This window comes from Pontibacter ruber, from assembly GCF_023630205.1.
GTDB classification, from domain to species: Bacteria; Bacteroidota; Bacteroidia; order Cytophagales; family Hymenobacteraceae; genus Pontibacter; species Pontibacter ruber.
Genome location: NZ_JALPRR010000001.1, coordinates 1,494,511 through 1,514,495, shown reverse-complemented (window position 1 = coordinate 1,514,495; position 19,985 = coordinate 1,494,511). Strand labels below are relative to the sequence as shown.

17 protein-coding genes are annotated in these 19,985 nt (G+C 50.4%); 9 read left to right on the top strand and 8 right to left on the bottom strand.

Translation table 11 applies throughout. The features are described from left to right. Nucleotides 1-14: 14 nt before the first annotated feature. From MJ611_RS06725 to MJ611_RS06715, 3 genes are all read right to left on the bottom strand, one after another. Nucleotides 15-4,379 carry an ice-binding family protein gene (locus MJ611_RS06725; RefSeq protein WP_250428742.1) on the bottom strand — a complete coding sequence of 1,455 codons (4,365 nt, stop codon included), beginning with the start codon at nt 4,377-4,379 and terminating at the stop codon, nt 15-17. A 452-nt stretch (nt 4,380-4,831) separates the two neighbouring features. After that, entirely contained in the window at nt 4,832-5,734 is a 903-nt protein-coding gene (lipA, locus tag MJ611_RS06720; RefSeq protein WP_377496570.1) for a lipoyl synthase, read from the bottom strand. A gap of 129 nt (nt 5,735-5,863) precedes the next feature. Continuing rightward, on the bottom strand, nt 5,864-6,595 hold the full coding sequence (locus tag MJ611_RS06715) for a hypothetical protein (protein ID WP_250428740.1): 732 nt from the start codon (nt 6,593-6,595) through the stop codon (nt 5,864-5,866). 69 nt (nt 6,596-6,664) lie between these two features. Between MJ611_RS06715 and MJ611_RS06710 the strand changes: the two genes are divergently transcribed. Then, nucleotides 6,665-7,069, top strand: coding sequence for an OsmC family protein (locus tag MJ611_RS06710; RefSeq protein WP_250428739.1), 405 nt, complete (start codon nt 6,665-6,667; stop codon nt 7,067-7,069). Nucleotides 7,070-7,099: 30 nt separating this feature from the next. Here MJ611_RS06710 and ytxJ read toward each other — a convergent pair whose 3' ends face one another. The 4 genes from ytxJ to MJ611_RS06690 form a co-directional block, all read right to left on the bottom strand. Further along, nucleotides 7,100-7,444 (bottom strand): bacillithiol system redox-active protein YtxJ, encoded by a 345-nt coding sequence (gene ytxJ, locus MJ611_RS06705; RefSeq protein ID WP_250428738.1) that lies wholly within the window; start codon nt 7,442-7,444, stop codon nt 7,100-7,102. A gap of 14 nt (nt 7,445-7,458) precedes the next feature. Then, nucleotides 7,459-7,737, bottom strand: coding sequence for a hypothetical protein (locus tag MJ611_RS06700; protein ID WP_250428737.1), 279 nt, complete (start codon nt 7,735-7,737; stop codon nt 7,459-7,461). 141 nt (nt 7,738-7,878) lie between these two features. Continuing rightward, nucleotides 7,879-8,079, bottom strand: a complete 201-nt coding sequence (locus MJ611_RS06695) for a hypothetical protein (RefSeq protein ID WP_250428736.1) — start codon at nt 8,077-8,079, stop codon at nt 7,879-7,881. A 39-nt stretch (nt 8,080-8,118) separates the two neighbouring features. After that, nucleotides 8,119-10,098 carry an alpha-ketoacid dehydrogenase subunit alpha/beta gene (locus tag MJ611_RS06690; RefSeq protein WP_250428793.1) on the bottom strand — a complete coding sequence of 660 codons (1,980 nt, stop codon included), beginning with the start codon at nt 10,096-10,098 and terminating at the stop codon, nt 8,119-8,121. A 225-nt stretch (nt 10,099-10,323) separates the two neighbouring features. Here MJ611_RS06690 and MJ611_RS06685 point away from each other — a divergent pair, with 225 nt between their 5' ends. From MJ611_RS06685 to MJ611_RS06655, 7 genes are all read left to right on the top strand, one after another. After that, nucleotides 10,324-11,589, top strand: a complete 1,266-nt coding sequence (locus MJ611_RS06685) for a M16 family metallopeptidase (RefSeq protein WP_250428735.1) — start codon at nt 10,324-10,326, stop codon at nt 11,587-11,589. A 202-nt stretch (nt 11,590-11,791) separates the two neighbouring features. Continuing rightward, nucleotides 11,792-12,241, top strand: a complete 450-nt coding sequence (locus MJ611_RS06680) for a MarR family winged helix-turn-helix transcriptional regulator (RefSeq protein WP_250428734.1) — start codon at nt 11,792-11,794, stop codon at nt 12,239-12,241. 61 nt (nt 12,242-12,302) lie between these two features. Next, nucleotides 12,303-13,127, top strand: a complete 825-nt coding sequence (locus MJ611_RS06675) for an aldo/keto reductase (protein WP_250428733.1) — start codon at nt 12,303-12,305, stop codon at nt 13,125-13,127. 101 nt (nt 13,128-13,228) lie between these two features. Further along, nucleotides 13,229-14,347 carry an alkene reductase gene (locus MJ611_RS06670; RefSeq protein ID WP_250428732.1) on the top strand — a complete coding sequence of 373 codons (1,119 nt, stop codon included), beginning with the start codon at nt 13,229-13,231 and terminating at the stop codon, nt 14,345-14,347. A gap of 206 nt (nt 14,348-14,553) precedes the next feature. Then, entirely contained in the window at nt 14,554-15,039 is a 486-nt protein-coding gene (gene ispF / locus MJ611_RS06665) for a 2-C-methyl-D-erythritol 2,4-cyclodiphosphate synthase (RefSeq protein WP_250428731.1), read from the top strand. Nucleotides 15,040-15,073: 34 nt separating this feature from the next. Continuing rightward, a complete protein-coding gene (locus MJ611_RS06660) occupies nt 15,074-16,729 on the top strand; it encodes a M28 family peptidase (protein ID WP_250428730.1) in 1,656 nt (551 codons plus the stop codon). A gap of 155 nt (nt 16,730-16,884) precedes the next feature. Then, a complete protein-coding gene (locus tag MJ611_RS06655; RefSeq protein ID WP_250428729.1) occupies nt 16,885-18,258 on the top strand; it encodes a LutB/LldF family L-lactate oxidation iron-sulfur protein in 1,374 nt (457 codons plus the stop codon). A 125-nt stretch (nt 18,259-18,383) separates the two neighbouring features. On the opposite strand, the gene MJ611_RS06650 is transcribed toward MJ611_RS06655, so the two are convergent. Further along, nucleotides 18,384-19,337 carry an asparagine synthetase A gene (locus MJ611_RS06650; protein WP_250428728.1) on the bottom strand — a complete coding sequence of 318 codons (954 nt, stop codon included), beginning with the start codon at nt 19,335-19,337 and terminating at the stop codon, nt 18,384-18,386. Between the two features lie 159 nt (nt 19,338-19,496). Between MJ611_RS06650 and MJ611_RS06645 the strand changes: the two genes are divergently transcribed. Next, entirely contained in the window at nt 19,497-19,958 is a 462-nt protein-coding gene (locus MJ611_RS06645) for an Lrp/AsnC ligand binding domain-containing protein (protein WP_250428727.1), read from the top strand. The last annotated feature ends 27 nt before the right edge of the window (nt 19,959-19,985 follow it).

Sequence of the window (19,985 nt, the reverse complement as noted above, 5' to 3'; positions counted from 1 at the left end):
TATTCAGCGCTTGTCTATCGGAAGATGGTTGTGTAACCGGTAAACTCCTTGTCCACTCCATCGCATAGTTTAACCCTTACCTTATAGAAGTAAGTACCCTGGCCTAATCCTTTGCCGTTCCAATCGTTCTGGTAGCCTTTCTTTCTGTAGATCTCAGAGCCCCAACGGTTGAAGATCACCACTTCGTTGTCGGCAAACTTCTCCAGGTTTTTAACTTCCCAGTTATCGTTGCGGCCATCGCCGTTCGGGCTGAAGGCTTTCGGGAAGCTGAGCTCGCCATCAGCCAGTTTCGCGTCGATCGGAGCAGTAGTTTCCAGCGAGCTGGCGCAGCTGCCGTTGTTGGCTACTACCGTTACGGTGCCGGTAGCATTTGGCGAGCTGGCTTTTACCTTGATGCTGGTAGTGCCCTGGCCACTTGTGATCGTGAAGCCATCGCTTACGGTCCAGGTATAGGAAGTTGCACCCGCTACTTCCGATACAGAGAAGGTAAGGCCGTCGCACACATTCGAGTTGTCGGTGATAGTACCTACAGCAGTTGGAGGCAGAGTGATGCTAACCGGCAGTGTTGCTTCAGCACCGGTACCACAACCGTTCGTTACCGAAACCTTCACCGTTCCACCTTCTGAAGTGGCTGTTACTGTGATGGTGTTCGTTCCGTCACCTGCTGTAATCGTCCAGCCGGTTGGTACCGTCCAGTTATACTTTGTTGCACCAGGCACAGCCGCCACACTAAACACGTTGCCTTCGCTGTTGATGCAGATATCGGCAGGACCCGTAATGGCTACCGGAGCGGCCGGCGCTACAGTTGGCGTTACGTCTATACTTGCTGTGGCCCCTGCGCCGCACTGGTTGTTTACGGCTGCTGTTATTTTACCAGCTTCTGTACCAACTACCACTGTTATGGTGTTACCGGTACGGCTGCCTTCAAAGCTCCAGGTATTCGGAATGGTCCAGGTATACCCTGCAGCTCCGGCTACCTCATCAATACTATAGGTAAGCTTCTCGCCCACGCAGGCAGTTGCCAGACCATTGATCTTAACTGGTGCCGCTGGTGTGTTGGTTACTGCTATCGCCAGCGACACTTTGTTGCTGCTTCCGCATGGTCCGGTAGCGGCTACTTCGATGTTACCGGAAGTAGTGCCTGCCTTAACTTTGATCTGGTTGGTGTTGTTATCTGTAATTACAGTCCAGCCAGTTGGTATGGTCCAGGTATAGCTTACGCCAGCTACGGATGGTACCGTATAGGTTACTTCGGTGCCTGCGCAGATAGCAGTGTTGCCTGTAATGGCGCCCGGCATGGCAGGTAAGGCTGTGATGCCTACTACTTTGCTTGCTACCTTAGAGCCGCAGGCATTGGATGCCGTTACCGTGATGGTGCCTCCTGCAGTACCTGCTTCTACTGTGATGCTGGTTGTACCGTCGCCGCTGGTAATTCTCCATCCGGTTGGCACTGTCCATACATAGGTAGTAGCACCTTCCACCGCTGCGATACTATACGTATTGCCCTGGCTTGATCCGCATACCGCGCTTCCGCCGGTAATGGCACCAATAGCGGCCGGCGCTGTGGTTATGCCTACATTCAGGCTTACGAATGCACCGTCGCCACACGGGTTGCTGCCAGCTGCTTTTATAGTTCCGGCATCCTTCACAATAACGGTTATGGTTCTGGAGGTTCTGCTACCTACTACAGTCCAGGTAGCCGGCACATCCCATACATAACCTGTAGCGCCTGCTATTTCCGGTATGCTGTAGGTTTGCTCTGTGCCAACGCATGCAGTTGTGTTACCGGTAATACCGCTTGCAGCAACCGGTGCTGTACTTACGGACAGTGCTCGTGAGGTTAGTGTGCTGCGGCCACAGCTGTTATCGGCAGTTACCGTAATGTTTCCGCCCGCTGTACCTGCTCTTACTCTTATTTTGTTTGAGTTGGCCGGCTGAGTCAGGATAGTCCAGTCAGCAGGCACGTTCCAGGTATACGATGAGGCGCCAGCTACTGCTACCACAGAATATTCTGCTTCAGTACCTGCACAAACATCTGCCGGACCTAGTATGGCAATTGGAGCAGCTGGTGCCGGTGTTATCGTTATTACCTTAGTACCGGCAGTCGTGAAGCCACAGCTGTTGGTTACTCTCACCGTCAGGGTACCGCCAAGTGGGCTGCCTGCCTTAGGTTTTACCACTACCGTTGCAGCATTCTGGCCACTTACAATTTCAAGTCCTTCCGTAACAGACCAGTCATAGGCTGTAATACCCTCCTGGCTGGTTACAGTATAACTCACCCCTTCGGTGCTGTAGCAAATCGCATTGCCCCCTCCTGTTATAACTGGTATGGCTGGCGCTCCGGTTACTCCTACATTTAATGCAGCAGTCATGATTTTACCGCACTGGTTTTTAACTGTTGCCGTGATAATACCGGGAGCTGTACCTGCTTTCACTGTAACCGTATTGCCGCTTTGTGCTACAATTTCCCAGCCTAGTGGTAAAGTATAAGTATAAGTACCGCCAATTACCTCAGTTACAGTATAAGTTATCTTATCTGTGTTGGCACAAACAAGCACAACGCCTGTAATAGCTAACTGCTGGTCAGGGCAGGTTACAACAATGGTTTCGTCTTCCTCGTCGTTGTCCTTGTCAGGGTCTTTGGTAGGATCCTGGGCAATAACCGTAGCCACGTTTCGGATGGTGCCATTTTTAACCAGCTTCGCCTGTATGGTAAGTGTAGCTGTTGCATTGCTTGCTAAATTCCCTATGGTATAAATGCCTGTGGCCGGATCGTAGGTGCCTACGCTGGTGGTGTGGCTAACATACAGCAGCCCTTCAGGAAGTTGCTCTGTTACTTTTACTCCTACTGCTCCGTAAAGGCCGCTGTTCTTCGTGGTGATGGTATAGGTAACCACATCCCCGATCTTATAAGGGCCACCGCTTACAGTTTTATTTATACTTAAGTCAGCAGACTCTACCGGCACAACAATCGTTACATCGTCCTCGTCGTTGTCTTTATCCGGATCCTTGGTAGGGTCCGAACCTTCCACTACTGCTATGTTTCTGATGTTACCAGCGGCAGTTATTCTTGCCTGAATGGTAAGTGTTGCAGTTGTTTTGCTGGCCAGGTTGCCCACGGTATATATACCGGTTATTGGGTCGTAATCGCCTACACTGGCGGTGTGGCTCACATATTGCAAGCCTGTAGGAAGCTTTTCTGTTACTTTAACTCCCTTCGCTTCATACAAACCGTTGTTTGTTGTCTCTATTTTATAAGTAACCACGTCCCCGATAAGATAAGGACCAGCGTTTACGGTTTTCTTCACGCTCAGGTCCGCCGACTCCACCGGTACATTGATCGGATTATCGTCTTCGTCATCATCCGGAATAGGGTCCGGGTTATCGCCTATGATTACTACCTTGTTGTTTACATTGCCTGTAGATATAATTCTGAAAGTCAGCTTAAGCGTGGCTGTCTCTCCTACAGCCATATTGCCGATATACCACTCGTTCTTTTGAGTGTCATAAGTGCCCTTACTTGCCGATACCGGCCTAACAAATGCCAGGCCTACAGGAATCTGTTCTCTTACCACCACGCCGGTCGCGTCGTTAGGACCCAGGTTTCGGGCAGTAATGGTATAGGTTACTTCGCTGCCAAGTATGTAATCTTTGTTTTCAGCCTCTTTCTGCACGCTGAGGTTAGACAACACTATGTTTGGCATGAACACCAGGTTGTTATGCAGATTTACTACACTTGTCAGCGAGATAGCTCTACCGATCATGATCACGCCGTTGCCCAGGGTGATGTCTTTCTGCGCGATAACAGTGCCCTGGAAAAGCGTGGTTTTACCTGTATCTACTTTCCCTTTTACAACCCAGAACACGTTCTTTGGCTGCGCACCATCTACCAGGTTTACATAGGTCCGGTCATAGTTCGAGAGCAGGTCTCCTTGTATGATAATGATAAAGACGGCATTCGGGTCTCCGTTGCCATCCAGCGTCAGACCGCCCCTGAGAGTGGCGTCGCCATTGATCTTATAAACGCCGGGAGTCAGCGACTGGAAGTTGTTTCCCAACACCGGGTCTTGCAGCGTAGTGGCTGGCAGGTTTTCTAGTCGGTTATACAGCGCCTCTGCATCATCACGTGCTCCCGGAGCAAGCGAAGCAGGTCCGTACATCCTTTCGCCAACAACGGTAAGTTGTTCATCTCCGGTTATGTTTCTTCCGGAAGAAATACCCAGGTCACCATACACATCCGTCTCGCCAATGTTATTGACTTGCGTAGTGGCCAGAACCGCAAATTTCTCAGCGCGGTTCAAGGTAAGATCTGGCTGCCCATAGCTAAGGGTGGTGCTCACAGCCAAGAAGAGAGAGAGTAGCAGTAAAAGTTTATTCATACAGGCATTATTAAAGGAAATATACTTCCGGACATAAATATATGTATATTTTTATAGACGTTTATTATGTCCCTTTACTGATGTTTTTTAAATTAGTTTAACTTTATATAAAAAAAATAATGTATTCAGCCATAGTAGATGTTGTAACGACAATTAAATTATACTATTCGGCTATTCACTTTTTTTGAAAAAGTTTAGAAAATAATGCATTTTGAGTACAAGATGGAGAACGGGAGGAGGCAAATACAATTCAAATTATATATAGGTTTATAGTAATAATGTACAGAGTTATGGCCCGATATACGGGATACAGCATCCGATGTTATAATAAAAAGGGGAATTGGGGAGATTTTTTAGAAGAGAATTACAACAGAGAACAGTGCAATAAAAAAAGCTAGCTCCTGCCACTATTTACTGCAGCAGGAGCTAGCTATAGTACTATAATTTTTTTTTTATACGTGTACGTGGCGCTCAGCATGGTAGGAAGAACGAACCAATGGTCCGGACTCCACATACTTGATGCCTCTTCTCAGGCCTTCTACCCGGTAATGCTCAAACAAGTCCGGGTGTATGAATTCGGCTACCTCGATGTGCAGTTTGGTTGGCTGCAGGTATTGGCCCAGCGTCAGGATATCGCAACCGTTAGCAGCCAGGTCATCCATGGCCTGGTAAACCTGCTCGCGCGTCTCACCTAATCCCAGCATAATACCGGTCTTGGTGCGCTTGCCATACTCTTTGGTGCGGCGGATCTGCTCCAGGCTTCGCTCATACTTGGCCTGCGGGCGCACGCGGCGGTAAAGCTCTTTTACCGTTTCCATGTTATGCGAAACAACCTCCTGCCCCGGCGATATCATCGTGATCAATGCATCCCAGTTTGCCTTTACGTCCGGGATAAGGGTTTCTATAGTTGTTGCCGGCGATAGTTCTTTTACCAACCGTACTGTTTCGTGCCAGATGGCTGCGCCACGGTCTTTCAGCTCGTCGCGGTTAACAGAAGTGATCACGGCATGTTTTACACCCATCAGCTGGATAGCCTCGGCTACACGGCGCGGCTCGTCCTGATCGTACTCGTTCGGGCGGCCTGTCGCTACTGCGCAAAACGAGCAGCTGCGCGTACAAACGTTGCCCAGAATCATAAAAGTGGCCGTACCAGCACCCCAGCATTCACCCATGTTCGGGCAGTTGCCGCTCTCGCAGATGGTGTGCAGTTTATATTCAGATACTATGTTTCTTACTTTAGTGTATTCCTGGCCCACAGGCAACTTTACACGCAGCCAGTTTGGCTTACGTATCTTGCCATTTTCACTCAGCTCGGCGGGCGTTGTGTTAGGCTGTATAACCGGAAGTGATATTATTTCATCCATGCTGCAAAGATAGGAACTTATGAGTAAAGAGATTAGCCATTCGCTAAGATTTGTGCCACCATCCAGTGTTACAACGTTCTCTTTTAACAGTACTATCTGCCGGATTGTTTTTGGGAAAAGCTATTTACGACGGCCATAGTAGATATTAAGGTATACCGAGGCAAAGGTGCTGTAGTTTTCAGCTTCCGGAATGATGATCATTTTGTTGAAATACTGCTCTACCAGAAAGCCCACCTCGATGCCGGTTATACTTTCTTTGTAACGGCCATACTCAAAACTGAGGCCTGCTTTGGCATGCAAACCCGGCCTTATCTTTGTTTCGCCAAAGCCTGTGAATAAGTTAGCGTTGCCTTGTATATTATCAGGGATCGGGTGCTTTTGGGGGTCGTATTGTTCGGTGCGGACATCGTTGCCACCGGCGCCGCCATAATTGTAGCGGATGTAATAGGGCACCAAGAGGCCCAGGGAAGGTCCGGCAGCTCCAACAGCATTTACCTGCACGCCTGATTCGGCTGCCTTCCGGAACAGCACGTACTCAGCCCCGTATTGCGGGCGCAGCACGAACATGTAATTCTGCTTGCCAAGTATAAAAAAGTCTCCGGTCTGCCCGCTGTACCAGCGGCTTTCCTTCGGGTGTTTTACCTCCACAATCTCCAATCCCCAAAGTTGGTAAAGATCATCGCGCACAAAATGAGAGGAGCGGAAAAAGGCCCCTCCGATCAGCCCGGCATTTGAGTTGAAGTTAATGCCGTAGCTTAGCTCGTTCCTGAAGTCTTCGTCGTCTGATTGCGCAGCTGCGGGCACCAGGGCCAGCAAGGCAAGGGCTAAAGTAATCGCCAGGTATCTTACCACCTTCTATTGATTTATAGTTTGACTAAATCTATCTAAATTTACGCTGTTATAAAACTATAGTTAGCATACATGGCAACCATTCACAACACGTATACAGGCGAACTGCGCACCAGTGCCAAACACCTTGCCTCTGGCAATACCATTATTACCGATGCACCCGTTGACAACAATGGCCGCGGCGAGGCTTTCTCTCCATCTGACCTCGTTTGCGCCGCACTTGGCAGCTGCATGATGACGATCATGGGCATTGTAGCCAACCGCAACAACATCAACATAGAAGGCATGCAGATCGAAACAACAAAGATCATGTCGGCTGAGCCGCGCCGTATTGCGGAAGTCGTATTGAACTTTAAAATGCCCCTCAACAACTATACTTCCAAAGAGAAGGCATTGCTGGAAAATGCGGCCCGTACCTGCCCTGTTGCACTAAGCCTGCACCCGGACATCAAACAATCGGTTTCGTTCCAGTACTAAAACAGGCAGCATAGCAACCTGTTCAGGCTGCTATGCTGATACTTTCTTCTTGATAGCGTCTACGTTTATGCCCAGGTGAGAGGCATCGTAGGTACACATGCCGTCCTGAATAAGCAACAGCTGCGGAGACTCGTGCCGCACCTGAAACACCTCCGCTACTTCGTTGGAAACCGGTCGGTAACTGAGCAGGTCCAGGTAATAGAATTTTACGCTTTTCAGATCCTCATTGCCGCTGCACTGTCGTTCCAGCCTGCTTTTGGCGGTGGCGCTGATAGAGCAGGAGGTGCTGTGCTTAAAAATTACCACCGGAGCGCTCTTCGACTCTTCCATCACTTCTTCAAGCTGCGCCGCACTGGTTAAGGGGGACCAATTCATATAAATCTTTGCTTTTACTTCTGTGTGTTATCTTTCTTTCGTTTAAACAGCCAGCCTTTCTTCAGCTTCACAGGCAGACTCTGCGCTGCGTTGCCTCTTTCTGTAAACCTGTACTTGTTACGTCCATCGTTGGTAGCCACCCGTTTACGCCCTGCTTCTCCTTTTTTAAAAGTATAAGTGCTTGTATTCAGGTGCGTATCCTTGTAAGCAACATCTGTCTTGTCCGCCTCCTTCAGCGATTGCCGCTTCAGGTGGTTGTGCTGGTCTACGGCTTTATAACTGATCTGTGCCATAGCAGCTCCTGCGCTGAGTAAAACTAATGCTGCAACACAGGCTAATCGCTTCCAAATCTTTACAGGCCTACGCACATCCATACAAATTTTTGCTAAACTGTTGATAGTTATACTTAAATCCGGTCAGCTGGTTTCTGTACTTTACCTTCTTCGCTTCTTTTTAACGAGACCGTTCTTGTCCATCGGCACATCCACGCCCTGCAGACCGGAGGCGTTCTTGCCCTGCACTTTTACTCTTGCTTTGCTTGGCTTCGGGCACGGAATGCCTTTGCGCTGGCAACCGGAACCCAACAGCAGTACTAGGCAAAACAGGGTTAGATAAAGAAAACGTAATCTAGGCATAGGGCTGCAAAGTATAATCGCTGAACATAAAAAGTATAATTAGAAGGTGAGAACCGCTTCCACCTTTTCGCGCAGGCGCTGTTTTGGCAGGAACTCCTGCTCCAGCGGCGGCGCAAACGGTACGGCTGTATCCAGGCTGGCAACCCGTGTTACCGGGCCATCGAGCAGCTCAAAGCAGTGCTCACCGATCCAGGCAGCTATTTCGCCGCCAATGCCGCCAGTTAAGGTATCTTCGTGTAATACGATAACGCGGCCGGTACGGGCTACGGTATCGCGCACGGCTTCTTTATCCCATGGCAACAGCGAGCGCAGGTCCAGGATGTCAATACTGATCTCTGGCATTTCCTGCTGCAGTTGCTTGGCCCAGTGCACGCCCATGCCATACGTAATAATGGAAAGGTCGCTGCCCTCGGCTACTAATTTGGCTTTGCCTATCTCTACGGTATAATAATCGTCCGGAATCTCCTGTGAAATGGAGCGGTACAGCAGCTTGTGCTCGAAGTACATCACCGGGTTCGGATCTTCGATGGCTGCGTTTAGCAAGCCTTTGGCATCGTAAGGCGAAGATGGGTACACGATCTTCAGGCCCGGTGTGTGGAAGAACCAGGCCTCGTTGCTTTGCGAGTGGAACGGACCGGCAGCTGTACCGGCACCCGTAGGCATGCGCACCACCACATCGGCATGCTGGCCCCAACGGTAATGACTCTTGGCCAGGTTGTTCACGATCTGGCTGAAACCGGCGCTCACAAAGTCAGCGAACTGCATCTCCACCATACTTTTCTTATTCTTAACTGACATGCCCAGGCCAACCCCAAGTATAGCCGACTCGCAAAGCGGCGTGTTGCGTACGCGTGCTTTTCCGAATTGGTCTACAAAGCCTTCTGTTACTTTGAACACGCCGCCATACTCGGCAATGTCCTGGCCCATCAGCACCAGTTCCGGATAGCGCTCCATACTTTGGCGAAGCCCGTCTGAAATGGCATCCACAAATCGTTTTTCGGTTTTCGCGTCAGAAGCAGGTTTTATTACCTCCTGCTCGAACGGTGCATACATATCGGCCAGTTCTTCCTCGCGGTTTGCTTCCGGCATTGGCGTACCAAAGGCGGTCTGCAGTCCTTCTTCTATTTCTGCCTTTATCTCTTCGCGTATGCCCTCCATGGCTTTCTGCGTCAGCACCAGTTCTTCCAGCAGATAGCGCTCAAAGTTGTCTACCGGGTCTTTTTTAGCCCATTTTTCGAACAGTTCCTGCGGCACATACTTGGTTCCGCTGGCCTCTTCGTGCCCGCGCATCCGGAAGGTAATTGCCTCGATCAGCATCGGGCGCGGGTTTTTGCGCATGCTGTAAGCAGCCTGGCGTACCGTATCGTATACTTCCAGCACGTTGTTACCATCTATCTGCAGCGCATCGATGCCATAAGCCGGCCCTTTGTCGATAAAGTGGCTGAACTTAAACTGTTCGCTGCTTGGGGTAGAAAGGCCGTAGCCGTTGTTCTCGATCATGAAAATAACCGGGAGGCCCCATACTGCCGCCACATTCAGCGCCTCATGGAAATCCCCTTCACTGGCTCCGCCGTCACCACTGTAAACCAACGTCACCTTTTCCCTGTTATCCAGCAGGTCGGCCAGCGCAATACCATCTGCCACAGCCAGCTGCGGCCCCAGGTGCGAGATCATACCCACGATATGGTGCTCGTTCGTACCGAAGTGGAACGAACGGTCGCGGCCTTTGGTAAAGCCGGTCTTTTTGCCCTGGAACTGCGCAAACAGCCTGTCCAAAGGCACGTTGCGGCTGGTAAACACGCCCAGGTTGCGGTGCAGCGGCAAAATATACTCGTCTGCCTCCAGTGCCAGCGCTGATCCTACCGAAATGGCTTCCTGGCCAATGCCGGAAAACCACTTGCTCACACGCCCTTGGCGCAGCAGCACGAGCATGCGTTCCTCGATCATGCGGGGCTTCAGAATAGCCTTGTAAAGGGCTAAAAGTTCGTCGTCTGTATATTCTTTGCGGTTAAAGTTCATCTTCAAGAGCAGAATTTCGTTATAGTTGGGCAAGATAATGGTTTAGCGGTAGCCCTGAAATATATCCCGCTAATTTATACTTTTGTCTTATACTTTGACAAAGGATTATTTGACAAAAGACCTAGGACACATACTTGAGAATGGTGGAACTGATCGACCAAACTATAGTATATCCATAAAAAGTCTTTTGTCCTTGGTCTATCAATCTTATGTCTCTAAATAACCATGATACAATTTAAAGAATTTACCTTAGATAATGGCCTGCAGGTGATCGTGCATGAAGACAATGCCACACCGATGGCCGTGCTGAACGTGCTCTACAACGTAGGCTCGCGCGACGAGGAAGAAAGCCGCACCGGCTTTGCCCACCTGTTCGAGCACCTGATGTTCAGTGGCTCCAAAAACATACCGGTGTACGACGAACCCCTGCAGCGCGTAGGGGGCGAGAACAACGCCTTCACCAGCCCCGACATCACGAACTACTATCTCTCGCTGCCGGCTCAGAACATCGAAACCGGTTTCTGGCTGGAGTCAGACCGCATGCTGGAGCTGGCCTTTAGCGAAAACGGCCTGGAAGTACAGCGCAAGGTGGTAGTAGAGGAATTCAAGCAGAATTACCTGAACCAGCCCTACGGCGACGTGTGGCTGAAGCTGCGCCCGCTGGCCTATGAGCAGCACCCATACAAGTGGGCGACCATCGGCAAGGAGATCTCCCACATCGAGAATGCCAAGATGGAAGACGTGAGAGCCTTCTTTAACAAGCACTATTCGCCGAGCAATGCCATACTGGTGGTAGCGGGCAACATCACCTTTGAGCGCGCAAAGGAGCTGACCGAGAAATGGTTTGGACCTATACCTGCCGGAGAAAAGTACGAGCGCAGCATACCTGCCGAGCCGGAGCAGAAAGGTCCGCGCGTGCTGGAAACAAGTGCTGATGTGCCATTAGCGGCCATCTACAAAGCGTACCACATGCCGTCGCGCACGCACAAAGATTACTATGCCGTAGACCTGATCAGCGATATTCTAGGTCGTGGCAAGTCTTCAAGGCTGTACGAGCGGCTGGTAAAAGGTAAAAAGCTTTTCAACTCGATCTCGGCATCTGTTTCGGGATCGATAGAGCCAGGCTTGCTTATTATCCAGGGCAAGCTGCACGAAGGGGTAGATCTGCACGAAGCAAACGCTGCCATTGAGGCTATTAACCAGGAACTGATGGACAATCTGGTGGACGAGCAGGAACTCGACAAAGTAAAGAACCAGGCGGAGGCTACCATTGTTTTCTCCGAAATAGAGTTGCTGAACCGCGCCATGAACCTGGCATACAGCAAACTGCTGGGCGATGCCAACCTCATCAACCTGGAAGGTGAGAAAGTACAAGCTGTGACACCAGAAGATATTCAGCGTTGCGCGAGGAAGGTACTAAGCTCGAACAACTGCTCTACCTTGCTATACAGAGCCGAGAAGAAGGAAAAGGCTGTGGCACCAGTAGAGTAGAACGCACTTAGCTATACTTTATAGAAAGCGGCTGTAGCTTTAGTGCTACAGCCGCTTTTTCTTGATTCCATACTTCCCTGGCTGCATTACAGACCTAATCTGTTTCACGCGAAACCTATACTTACCATTTAAGCAAAACATTTTTACGCCAATATTTGTATATACAAACAACAACAATACCTTTGCCTCTGACAAACCAGCTATGCGCATAGAAGACGAAATACAACAACGTGAGTTTACAGACGATTACCGTCGCCTGCTCGTAAACCTGCTGTTTACCAACAACTGGGTAAACCAGCAGCAGTTGTCTTTCTTCAAGCAGTTCGGCCTGACACAACAGCAACACAATGTACTGAGCATCGTGCGGGGACAACACCCGTCACCTGTGTGTTTCGGAGACATCCAGAACCGCATGGTAGACCGCAACTCCAACGTTACCCGGCTGGTCGATAAGCTAATCGAGAAAGGCTACGTTACCCGCGATATCTGCGCTGCCAACCGCCGCATGATCGAGGTGCGACTGACTCCCAAAGGACTGGAAAAGCTGACGCAGATTGATAGTTATCTGCCGCAACTGCTGGAACGTTTTCATAACCTCAGCTCCGAAGAAGCCGTTTTAGTCAGCAACCTGCTGGATAAGCTCAGAGGCTAAAGCAAATTTTTTTATACTAATATTTGTATATACAACCAATGTATATACTTAGATCTAACTTATGAAAAATATCACGATACAAGGCGCTGTTATACCTGCTTTAGGTTTGGGTACGTTCCAGTTGCCGGACGCTGTCGCCCAGGAAATCACAGCTGCGGCCCTGTCTGAGGGCTACCGCCACATCGATACGGCACAGATCTACCAGAACGAAGCCGGTGTGGGTACCGCCATCAAAAACGCAAGCATAGACCGGGAGAAGATTTTCCTGACCACCAAAGTATTCCGCGAGAACCTGCATAAAAAAGATTTCCTGCCATCAGTAGAGGAAAGCCTACGCAAACTGAAAACCGATCACGTGGACCTGCTACTCATCCACTGGCCCAACCGCAACGTGCCCGTAGCCGAGTATATGGAGCAACTGATGGAGGCCCAGCACAAAGGATACACGAAGTATATCGGCGTGAGCAACCACACGACGGCTTTGCTAGACCAGGTGCTTGCGACCGGTGCCGACATCATCACCAACCAGGTAGAGTACCACCCGCTGATTAACCAGAACAAGCTGCATACTTACCTGCGCGAGAAAGGCATCTCCTTAACGGCTTACAGCCCGATAGCGCAAGGCAAAGTACTCGGCAACCCTACGCTTAAAGCTATTGGCGAAAAGTATGGCAAGAGCGAAGTACAGGTATCCCTGCGCTGGCTGGTGCAGCAAAACAACGTGATGGCTATACCCAGAACATCCAAAGCAGAACGCCTACGGGACAACATCAACCTCTTCGATTTTGAGCTCACGGCCGACGAAGTAAAAGCAATTGACCAGCTCAAACAGGACAACATTCGGGTAGTCAACCCTTCTTTCGCCCCGGACTGGGACACGGTTTAATTACGAATTACAAATTAATAATTACGAATGAGGGAGACAGGGAAGGCAGAAGTGACAATGACTTTCTAACTCTCTAACTTTTTAACTTTCTAACTACACATATGGCACAACCACTTTTAAGACCGATAAGAATACAGGATCTAGAACTGAAGAACCGCGTGATCATGGCGCCTATGACGCGCAGCCGCGCCGATAACCCGGAGAACGCACCTACCGAGCTGCATGTGCAGTATTACGAGCAGCGTGCCGGAGCCGGACTGATCATTTCAGAAGGCTCCCAGATCTCGAAGCAGGCAGTTGGGTATATCAACACGCCCGGCATTTACTCCGAAGCACAGGTAGAAGGCTGGAAGAAAGTAACCCGCGCCGTGCATGCCAAAGGTGGCAAGATATTCCTGCAGCTGTGGCACGTAGGCCGCATGTCGCACCCCGACTTCCATAACGGGGAGCTGCCAGTAGCGCCTTCCGCCATCAACCCGAACGACAAATCCTTTACCCCGCAGGGCTTTAAGGATACCGTTACGCCCCGCGAGCTGACCCAGGAAGACATCAAACAAATTGTGCAGGACTTTAAAAACGCTGCCAAAAACGCGATGGAAGCCGGCTTTGACGGGGTGGAAGTACACGCCTCCAACGGATACCTGCTGGCCCAGTTCTTTGTAAGCTCTGCCAACGTGCGCACCGATGCCTATGGCGGCAGCAAAGAGAACCGCGCCCGCATTCTCTTCGAGGTGCTGGATGCCATCAAAGAAGTAGTACCAATCGAACGGGTGGGTGTGCGCCTGAACCCAAGCCTGCACAACTCCTTTGGCATTACCCTCAATGAGGATACCATCCCGACGTACGATTACATCATCGAGAAGCTGAACGAGTACAACCTGGCCTACCTGCACCTGTCAGAGCCGTTTACCAACGTGAGCAGCATTCCGTACGCAGAGCCGCACATTGCCAAGCGTTACCGCCCGATCTACATAGGCAACCTGATCATCAACGCAGGCTTTACGCAGGAAACAGGCAACCGCGTAATAGAGGAAGGAGACGCAGACATGGTAGCTTTTGGTATACCGTTCATCTCCAACCCGGATTTACCGAAGCGTTTCGAGCTGCACGCCGAACTGGCCGAAGCTGACAAGAGCACCTTCTACGCACCGGGCCCGGAAGGCTACATCGACTACCCGTCGCTGGACGAGGAGCAGAACGAGGAAGAACTGCGTGCTTAATGTATAACGTATAAACTGCCACAAAAGAGCGCCGGCTACTGAGAAGTAGCCGGCGCTTTTGCTTTTATCTGCACCCAAAACAGCACAAACAAAGTATAGCTTCCAAAAATCGCAGGCGCGGCTTCCAACATATCGCCATTTGCGTTACATTTACTTTTCAGACCTGCTCTTTTATAAGCAGGCAATGCAAAAACCTATACTTATACATGAAACTGAAGATAAGAACCGGCTTTGGCTACGATGTGCACCAGTTGCAGGAAGGGCTGGATTTCTGGCTGGGCGGCATCAAGATACCGCACACGCATGGCGCCTTAGGGCACTCTGACGCGGATGTGCTCATCCACGTGATATGCGATGCGCTGCTGGGCGCTGCCAACCTGCGCGACATCGGCTTCCACTTCTCCGACAAAGACCCCAAGTATAAAGGCATCGATTCTAAGATACTGCTGAAAGAAGTGGTGCACCTGCTTTCCCGCGAAGGCTACGAGATCGGCAACATCGACTCTACCATCTGCCTGCAGGAGCCCAAGGTAAACCCGTACATCCCGGAAATGAAAAAGTGCCTGGCAGGTGTGATGGGCATACCGGAGCACGATATTTCGATAAAAGCTACTACCACCGAGCACCTGGGCTTTGTGGGCAAAAAAGAAGGCGTGGCCGCTTTTGCCACCGTTCTGATCCAGAAACTATAATCTAAACTAAACTTCACCCACCTTAAAAACAACCATGAAACATACTACCTACTATGCCGGGGTATTGCTGGCTGCCCTCTCTGTGGGCTGCGCCAAAACACCCACTACCTCGGTTAAAGAACCTGTAGTTGTTACCGATGCAGCGCAACTACAGGCTGCTGCTCCAAAGTATGCCGCTACCGTTACGGCTGCTGATTTGTCCAAGCACCTGCACATCCTGGCTTCAGATGAGTACGAAGGCCGCGACACAGGACAAAAAGGTCAGAAAATGGCTGCTGAGTACATTTCAAAAGAGTTTAGGGAAGATGGCCTAACCGGGCCTGTGCAGAACAGCAGCAACCCATACTACCAGCCGGTTGAGCTGGAAACAAGCAAGTGGGGAACTGGTTACATCACCATAGGCAAGCAAAGATTCTCGATGCTGCAGGATTTTTTCGTGCTGGGTGCCTCTCCTTACCTCACCGAGCAAACCCCTGAGATCGTGTTCGCCGGGTATGGCATTGATAACGGAACGTACTCAGATTATACTAGCCTGGATGTAAAAGGTAAAATGGTAGTGGTGCTGGGCGGCGAGCCTAAAACTGCCGACGGCAAGTACCTGATCAGCGGCACCGACAAAGCTTCCGACTGGGGCAACGACTTCCGTACCAAGCGCAACGCTGCTACCAAGCGCGGAGCCAAGAGCGTGGTGATCGTTACAGGTGCCAACGCCGATGAATTCAAGACCATGACACAGCGCTACAGCTCTTATGCTACACGTCCGGCCATCGGTTTGAAGAACAGCGCTACACAGGAAAACGCAACGGTTATACTTGCCTCTCCTGCAGTTGGCGCAGCACTACTGAACACGACTCCGCAGAAAATGTTCGCCTATGCCGCGACAGTTGCAAAAGCAGGTAAGCCGACACCAGGCACGTTTACAGCAGCAAAAGACATCAAGATCAAGACCGAGCGTATTGCCACGCCACTTCCTTCTGAGAACGTGCTGGGCTTTATCGAAGGCTCCGATAAGAAAGATGAAGTAGTAGTTGTTTCGGCGCACTATGACCACGTAGGCGTAGACTCAACGCTGCAGGGTGACCAGATCTACAACGGCGCCAACGACGATGGTTCCGGCACGGTAGCCGTACTTGAATTGGCAGAGGCGTTTGCCCAGGCAAAGAAAGATGGCTTTGGCCCACGCCGCAGCGTACTTTTCCTGACTGTTACCGGCGAAGAGAAAGGCCTGCTGGGCTCTGAGTACTACTCCAACAACCCGGTGTTCCCGCTGGCCAACACCGTTGCCGACGTTAACATCGACATGATCGGCCGCATGGACTTTGATTACGAGAAGACCAACGACAGCAATTACATCTACGTGATCGGTTCGGATAAACTTTCTTCGGAGCTGCACGCCATCAACGAGGAGGCCAACAAGAAGTACGTGAACCTGAAGCTCGACTACAAGTATAACGACGAGAACGACCCGAACCGCTTCTATTACCGCTCCGACCACTACAACTTTGCCAAGCACAACATTCCGATCATTTTCTACTTCAACGGGGTGCACGCCGACTACCACAAACCGTCTGATTCAGTAGACAAGATCTTGTTTGACAGTGCCGAGAAAGTGGCCCGCCTGGCGTTTTACACTACCTGGGAGCTGGCCAACCGCGACAACCGCATTGTAGTAGACAGCCACAAGCAGTAACATACTAAAACTGGTACAAAACCCGTTTAAAACAAAACAAAGTATAGCCCCTGTTGGCTTTTAAGAAAACACCCTAACTTTAAGGGTGTTTTTCTTTTGATTACCACCTCCTGAATGCAGCTATACTTCAGGAAATACCGTAGGGTAGTATCGTTATGAGTAAACTAAAACAGTTTCTGCAGGATTCAGAAACAAAAGCATTTGACCTTGGCCACCGCAATACCATCCGGTTCAACATCGGCAAGTATAACGCCGCTGTGCAGCGTGGCCTCACCCAATACACCGACCACGAGCTCGCCCGCGAGCGTGCCTCCTATATCAAAACAAATACCATCAACAACTTAGACAAGTACCTGATGGAATTTGAGTCCAATTTTACAGCCCGTGGCGGCAAGGTAATCTGGGCCCGCGATGCACAGGAAGCACTCAAAGAGATTGGCGAGATCATGAAGCGCAAACGTGCCCGCTCCATCGTAAAGTCTAAATCGATGACGACGGAAGAGGTGCACCTGAACGATTACCTGGAGAAGAACGGCATTGAGGCAGTAGAGACCGACCTGGGCGAGTACATTGTGCAGCTGGCAGAGCAGCGGCCTTACCACATCGTAACACCGGCCATGCACATGTCCAAAAAGGATATTGCCGACCTGTTTGTCGAGAAGCTGAAGATTGCTCCTACCGATAGCGCGGAAGAACTCGTAGGTGTAGCCCGCAGGCTACTGCGCGATAAGTATACTTCGGCAGAGGTGGGCATAACCGGTGGGAACTTCCTGCTGGCAGATATTGGCGGCGTGGCGGTAACGGAAAACGAAGGAAACGGGCGCCTGTCCACTGCTTTCCCGAAAACACACATTGCCATTGTAGGGATCGAGAAGATGCTGCCCTCTGTGATGGACCTGGACTTGTTCTGGCCATTGCTGAGCACCAGCGGTACCGGGCAGAACGTGACCATCTACAACACCATCTTCACAGGCCCACGGCAGCCAAAAGAGAAGGATGGCCCGGAAGAAATGTACGTGGTGCTGCTCGACAACGGCCGTACCGAGCTGCTGGCCCAGCCTGAGAAGCGCGAAGCCCTGAACTGCATCCGTTGCGGTGCCTGTCTCAACATTTGTCCGGTATACAAGAATATCGGCGGCCATACCTACGAGACTACTTACAGCGGCCCGATTGGCTCTGTTATCACCCCGCACCTGAGTGGTATGGAAGAAAACAAGCACCTGAGCTTTGCCAGCTCGCTGTGCGGTGCCTGTACGTCGGTTTGCCCGGTCAAGATCAACATCCACAACCTGCTGCTGCTTAACCGCAAGCAAAGTGTGGAGCAAGGCCTGGCCGATAGCCAGGAAAAGCTCGCCTTTAAGTACTGGACCAAAGCCATGAAGAGCCGAACGTTGATGAATCTGGCTCCGGCCGGCATCAAAAATTTTGTAGTAAAACGCTTTACCAAAGATACCTGGAGCAAGCGCCGCGAACCGGTACACTTCCCTCCGAAAACGTTCAACCAACTCTGGAAGGAGCGGAAAAAGTAAAAGTATAAACGAACATGTTCCACATGAAAAATGCCTGCAATTAAGTTTGCAGGCCTTTTATACTTTGTTGCCGGTTATACTTTGCCAGCAGTTATTATTGCCGTCGTCATCCATAAGTTTATACTTTAAAAGATGGTTGATGCAAATGGTTTACGGGAGAAGACCGTGGCTTCGTCCACATCTTTCAGGCGGCAGATAAAGCGGGTCATGCGCTCTACGCCAAAACCTGCCCCGGCTGTTCTCGGCAACAAACCACTTTTGGCCACTTCCAGGTAATGGCGGAAGGTTTCCTGGCTGGTGCCAACCTCGTCCATTCGCTTCAGGATCTGCTTATACTCGTGTTCGCGCTCTCCGCCGGATAATCCTTCACCAAAGCCTTCCGGCCAGATCACGTCGTAGTTCAGGTAAGTGCCATGCTTAACCGGGTCTTCTTTGTCGTAAAATTCGCGTTTGTGGTTCAGCAACCAGAACGGCTCCGTTGCCTCCTCTGATTTTAGCTTTTCATACTCCGGCCCATAGGCAGCCTCCAGCTTTTCGGTACGGTATACCGGCCACTTCTCGTACTGTGGCAGCAGTTCGCCCCGTAGTTCCAGCAGTACTTCCGGCAGCTCTTTGTTTAGCCGCGCAAAAATAAAGTTTACCAGCTCCTCCATAAACTCCATCACATAGAAGCGGTCCTTGCCCTTAAACTCGAAATCTACCTGCGTGAACTCGAACAAATGCCTGCCGGTACCCGCGCGGTCGGCAAACTCCAACCGCACGTTCGGCGACACAATGTAAATGCCTTCCAGTTCCGGGTTTACCAGTGCCAGCTGCTTGTGAAAGATCATCGATTTGGTCAGGCTCCAGCGCTGTTCTGCATAGCCGATGGTGGCATCTACCACACCGTGGTTCAACGGGTCGGTAATGGGTGAGAGCATGAGCGGCATGAGCTGCGTGAGACCTTTTTGGAACATGAACTCATGTGTAGCACGTACAACCCCCTGCTGCACCTTCAGGACCTTGGCCAGGGAGGCGCGGCGCAGATGATCGAGGGTTGCATCCAGCACCGTCGGCGCTGCAACTGTTTGTGTTTCCATTTATAAATCTTTAATAATGAATGATTTGATACATCACAAAATTAAAATACAATACCTTTCTTTGAAAAATATTTAACATATATTTAAATTTGTTGAAAATTACAAACACATTACCCTTATAGATTATAATATTGATAAAAATATACTTTATTAATGCCCATGAATTACGAAATTGATAAACTGGACCGGCAGATTCTGAGCCTGTTGATGCAGAATGTGAACCGTGCCTACACCGATATTGCAAAGGAGCTTGGCGTTTCAGGAGGAACGATACATGTGCGGTTGAAAAAACTAAATGAGATGGGCATCGTGCAGGGAGCGCAGCTGCTGGTGAGTCCGTCGGCCATTGGTTACGATGTATGTGCCTTTATCGGGGTGTTCCTGGAGAAAGGTTCTGAATATAAAGATGCCGTAACCAAGATGCGTGAGATACCGGAAATTGTGGAACTACACTATACCACCGGCTCTTACAGTATGTTTGTAAAGATTATCTGCCGCGACACCAAACACCTGCGGGAAGTGCTGAACGAGAAGATACAGGTCATAGACGGCGTGCAGCGCACCGAAACGTTCATCTCGCTGGAAGAGAGTATTTCGAGGCAGATAAGTATAGAAGTATAAAACAGAAAAACCGCTAAGTATACTTAG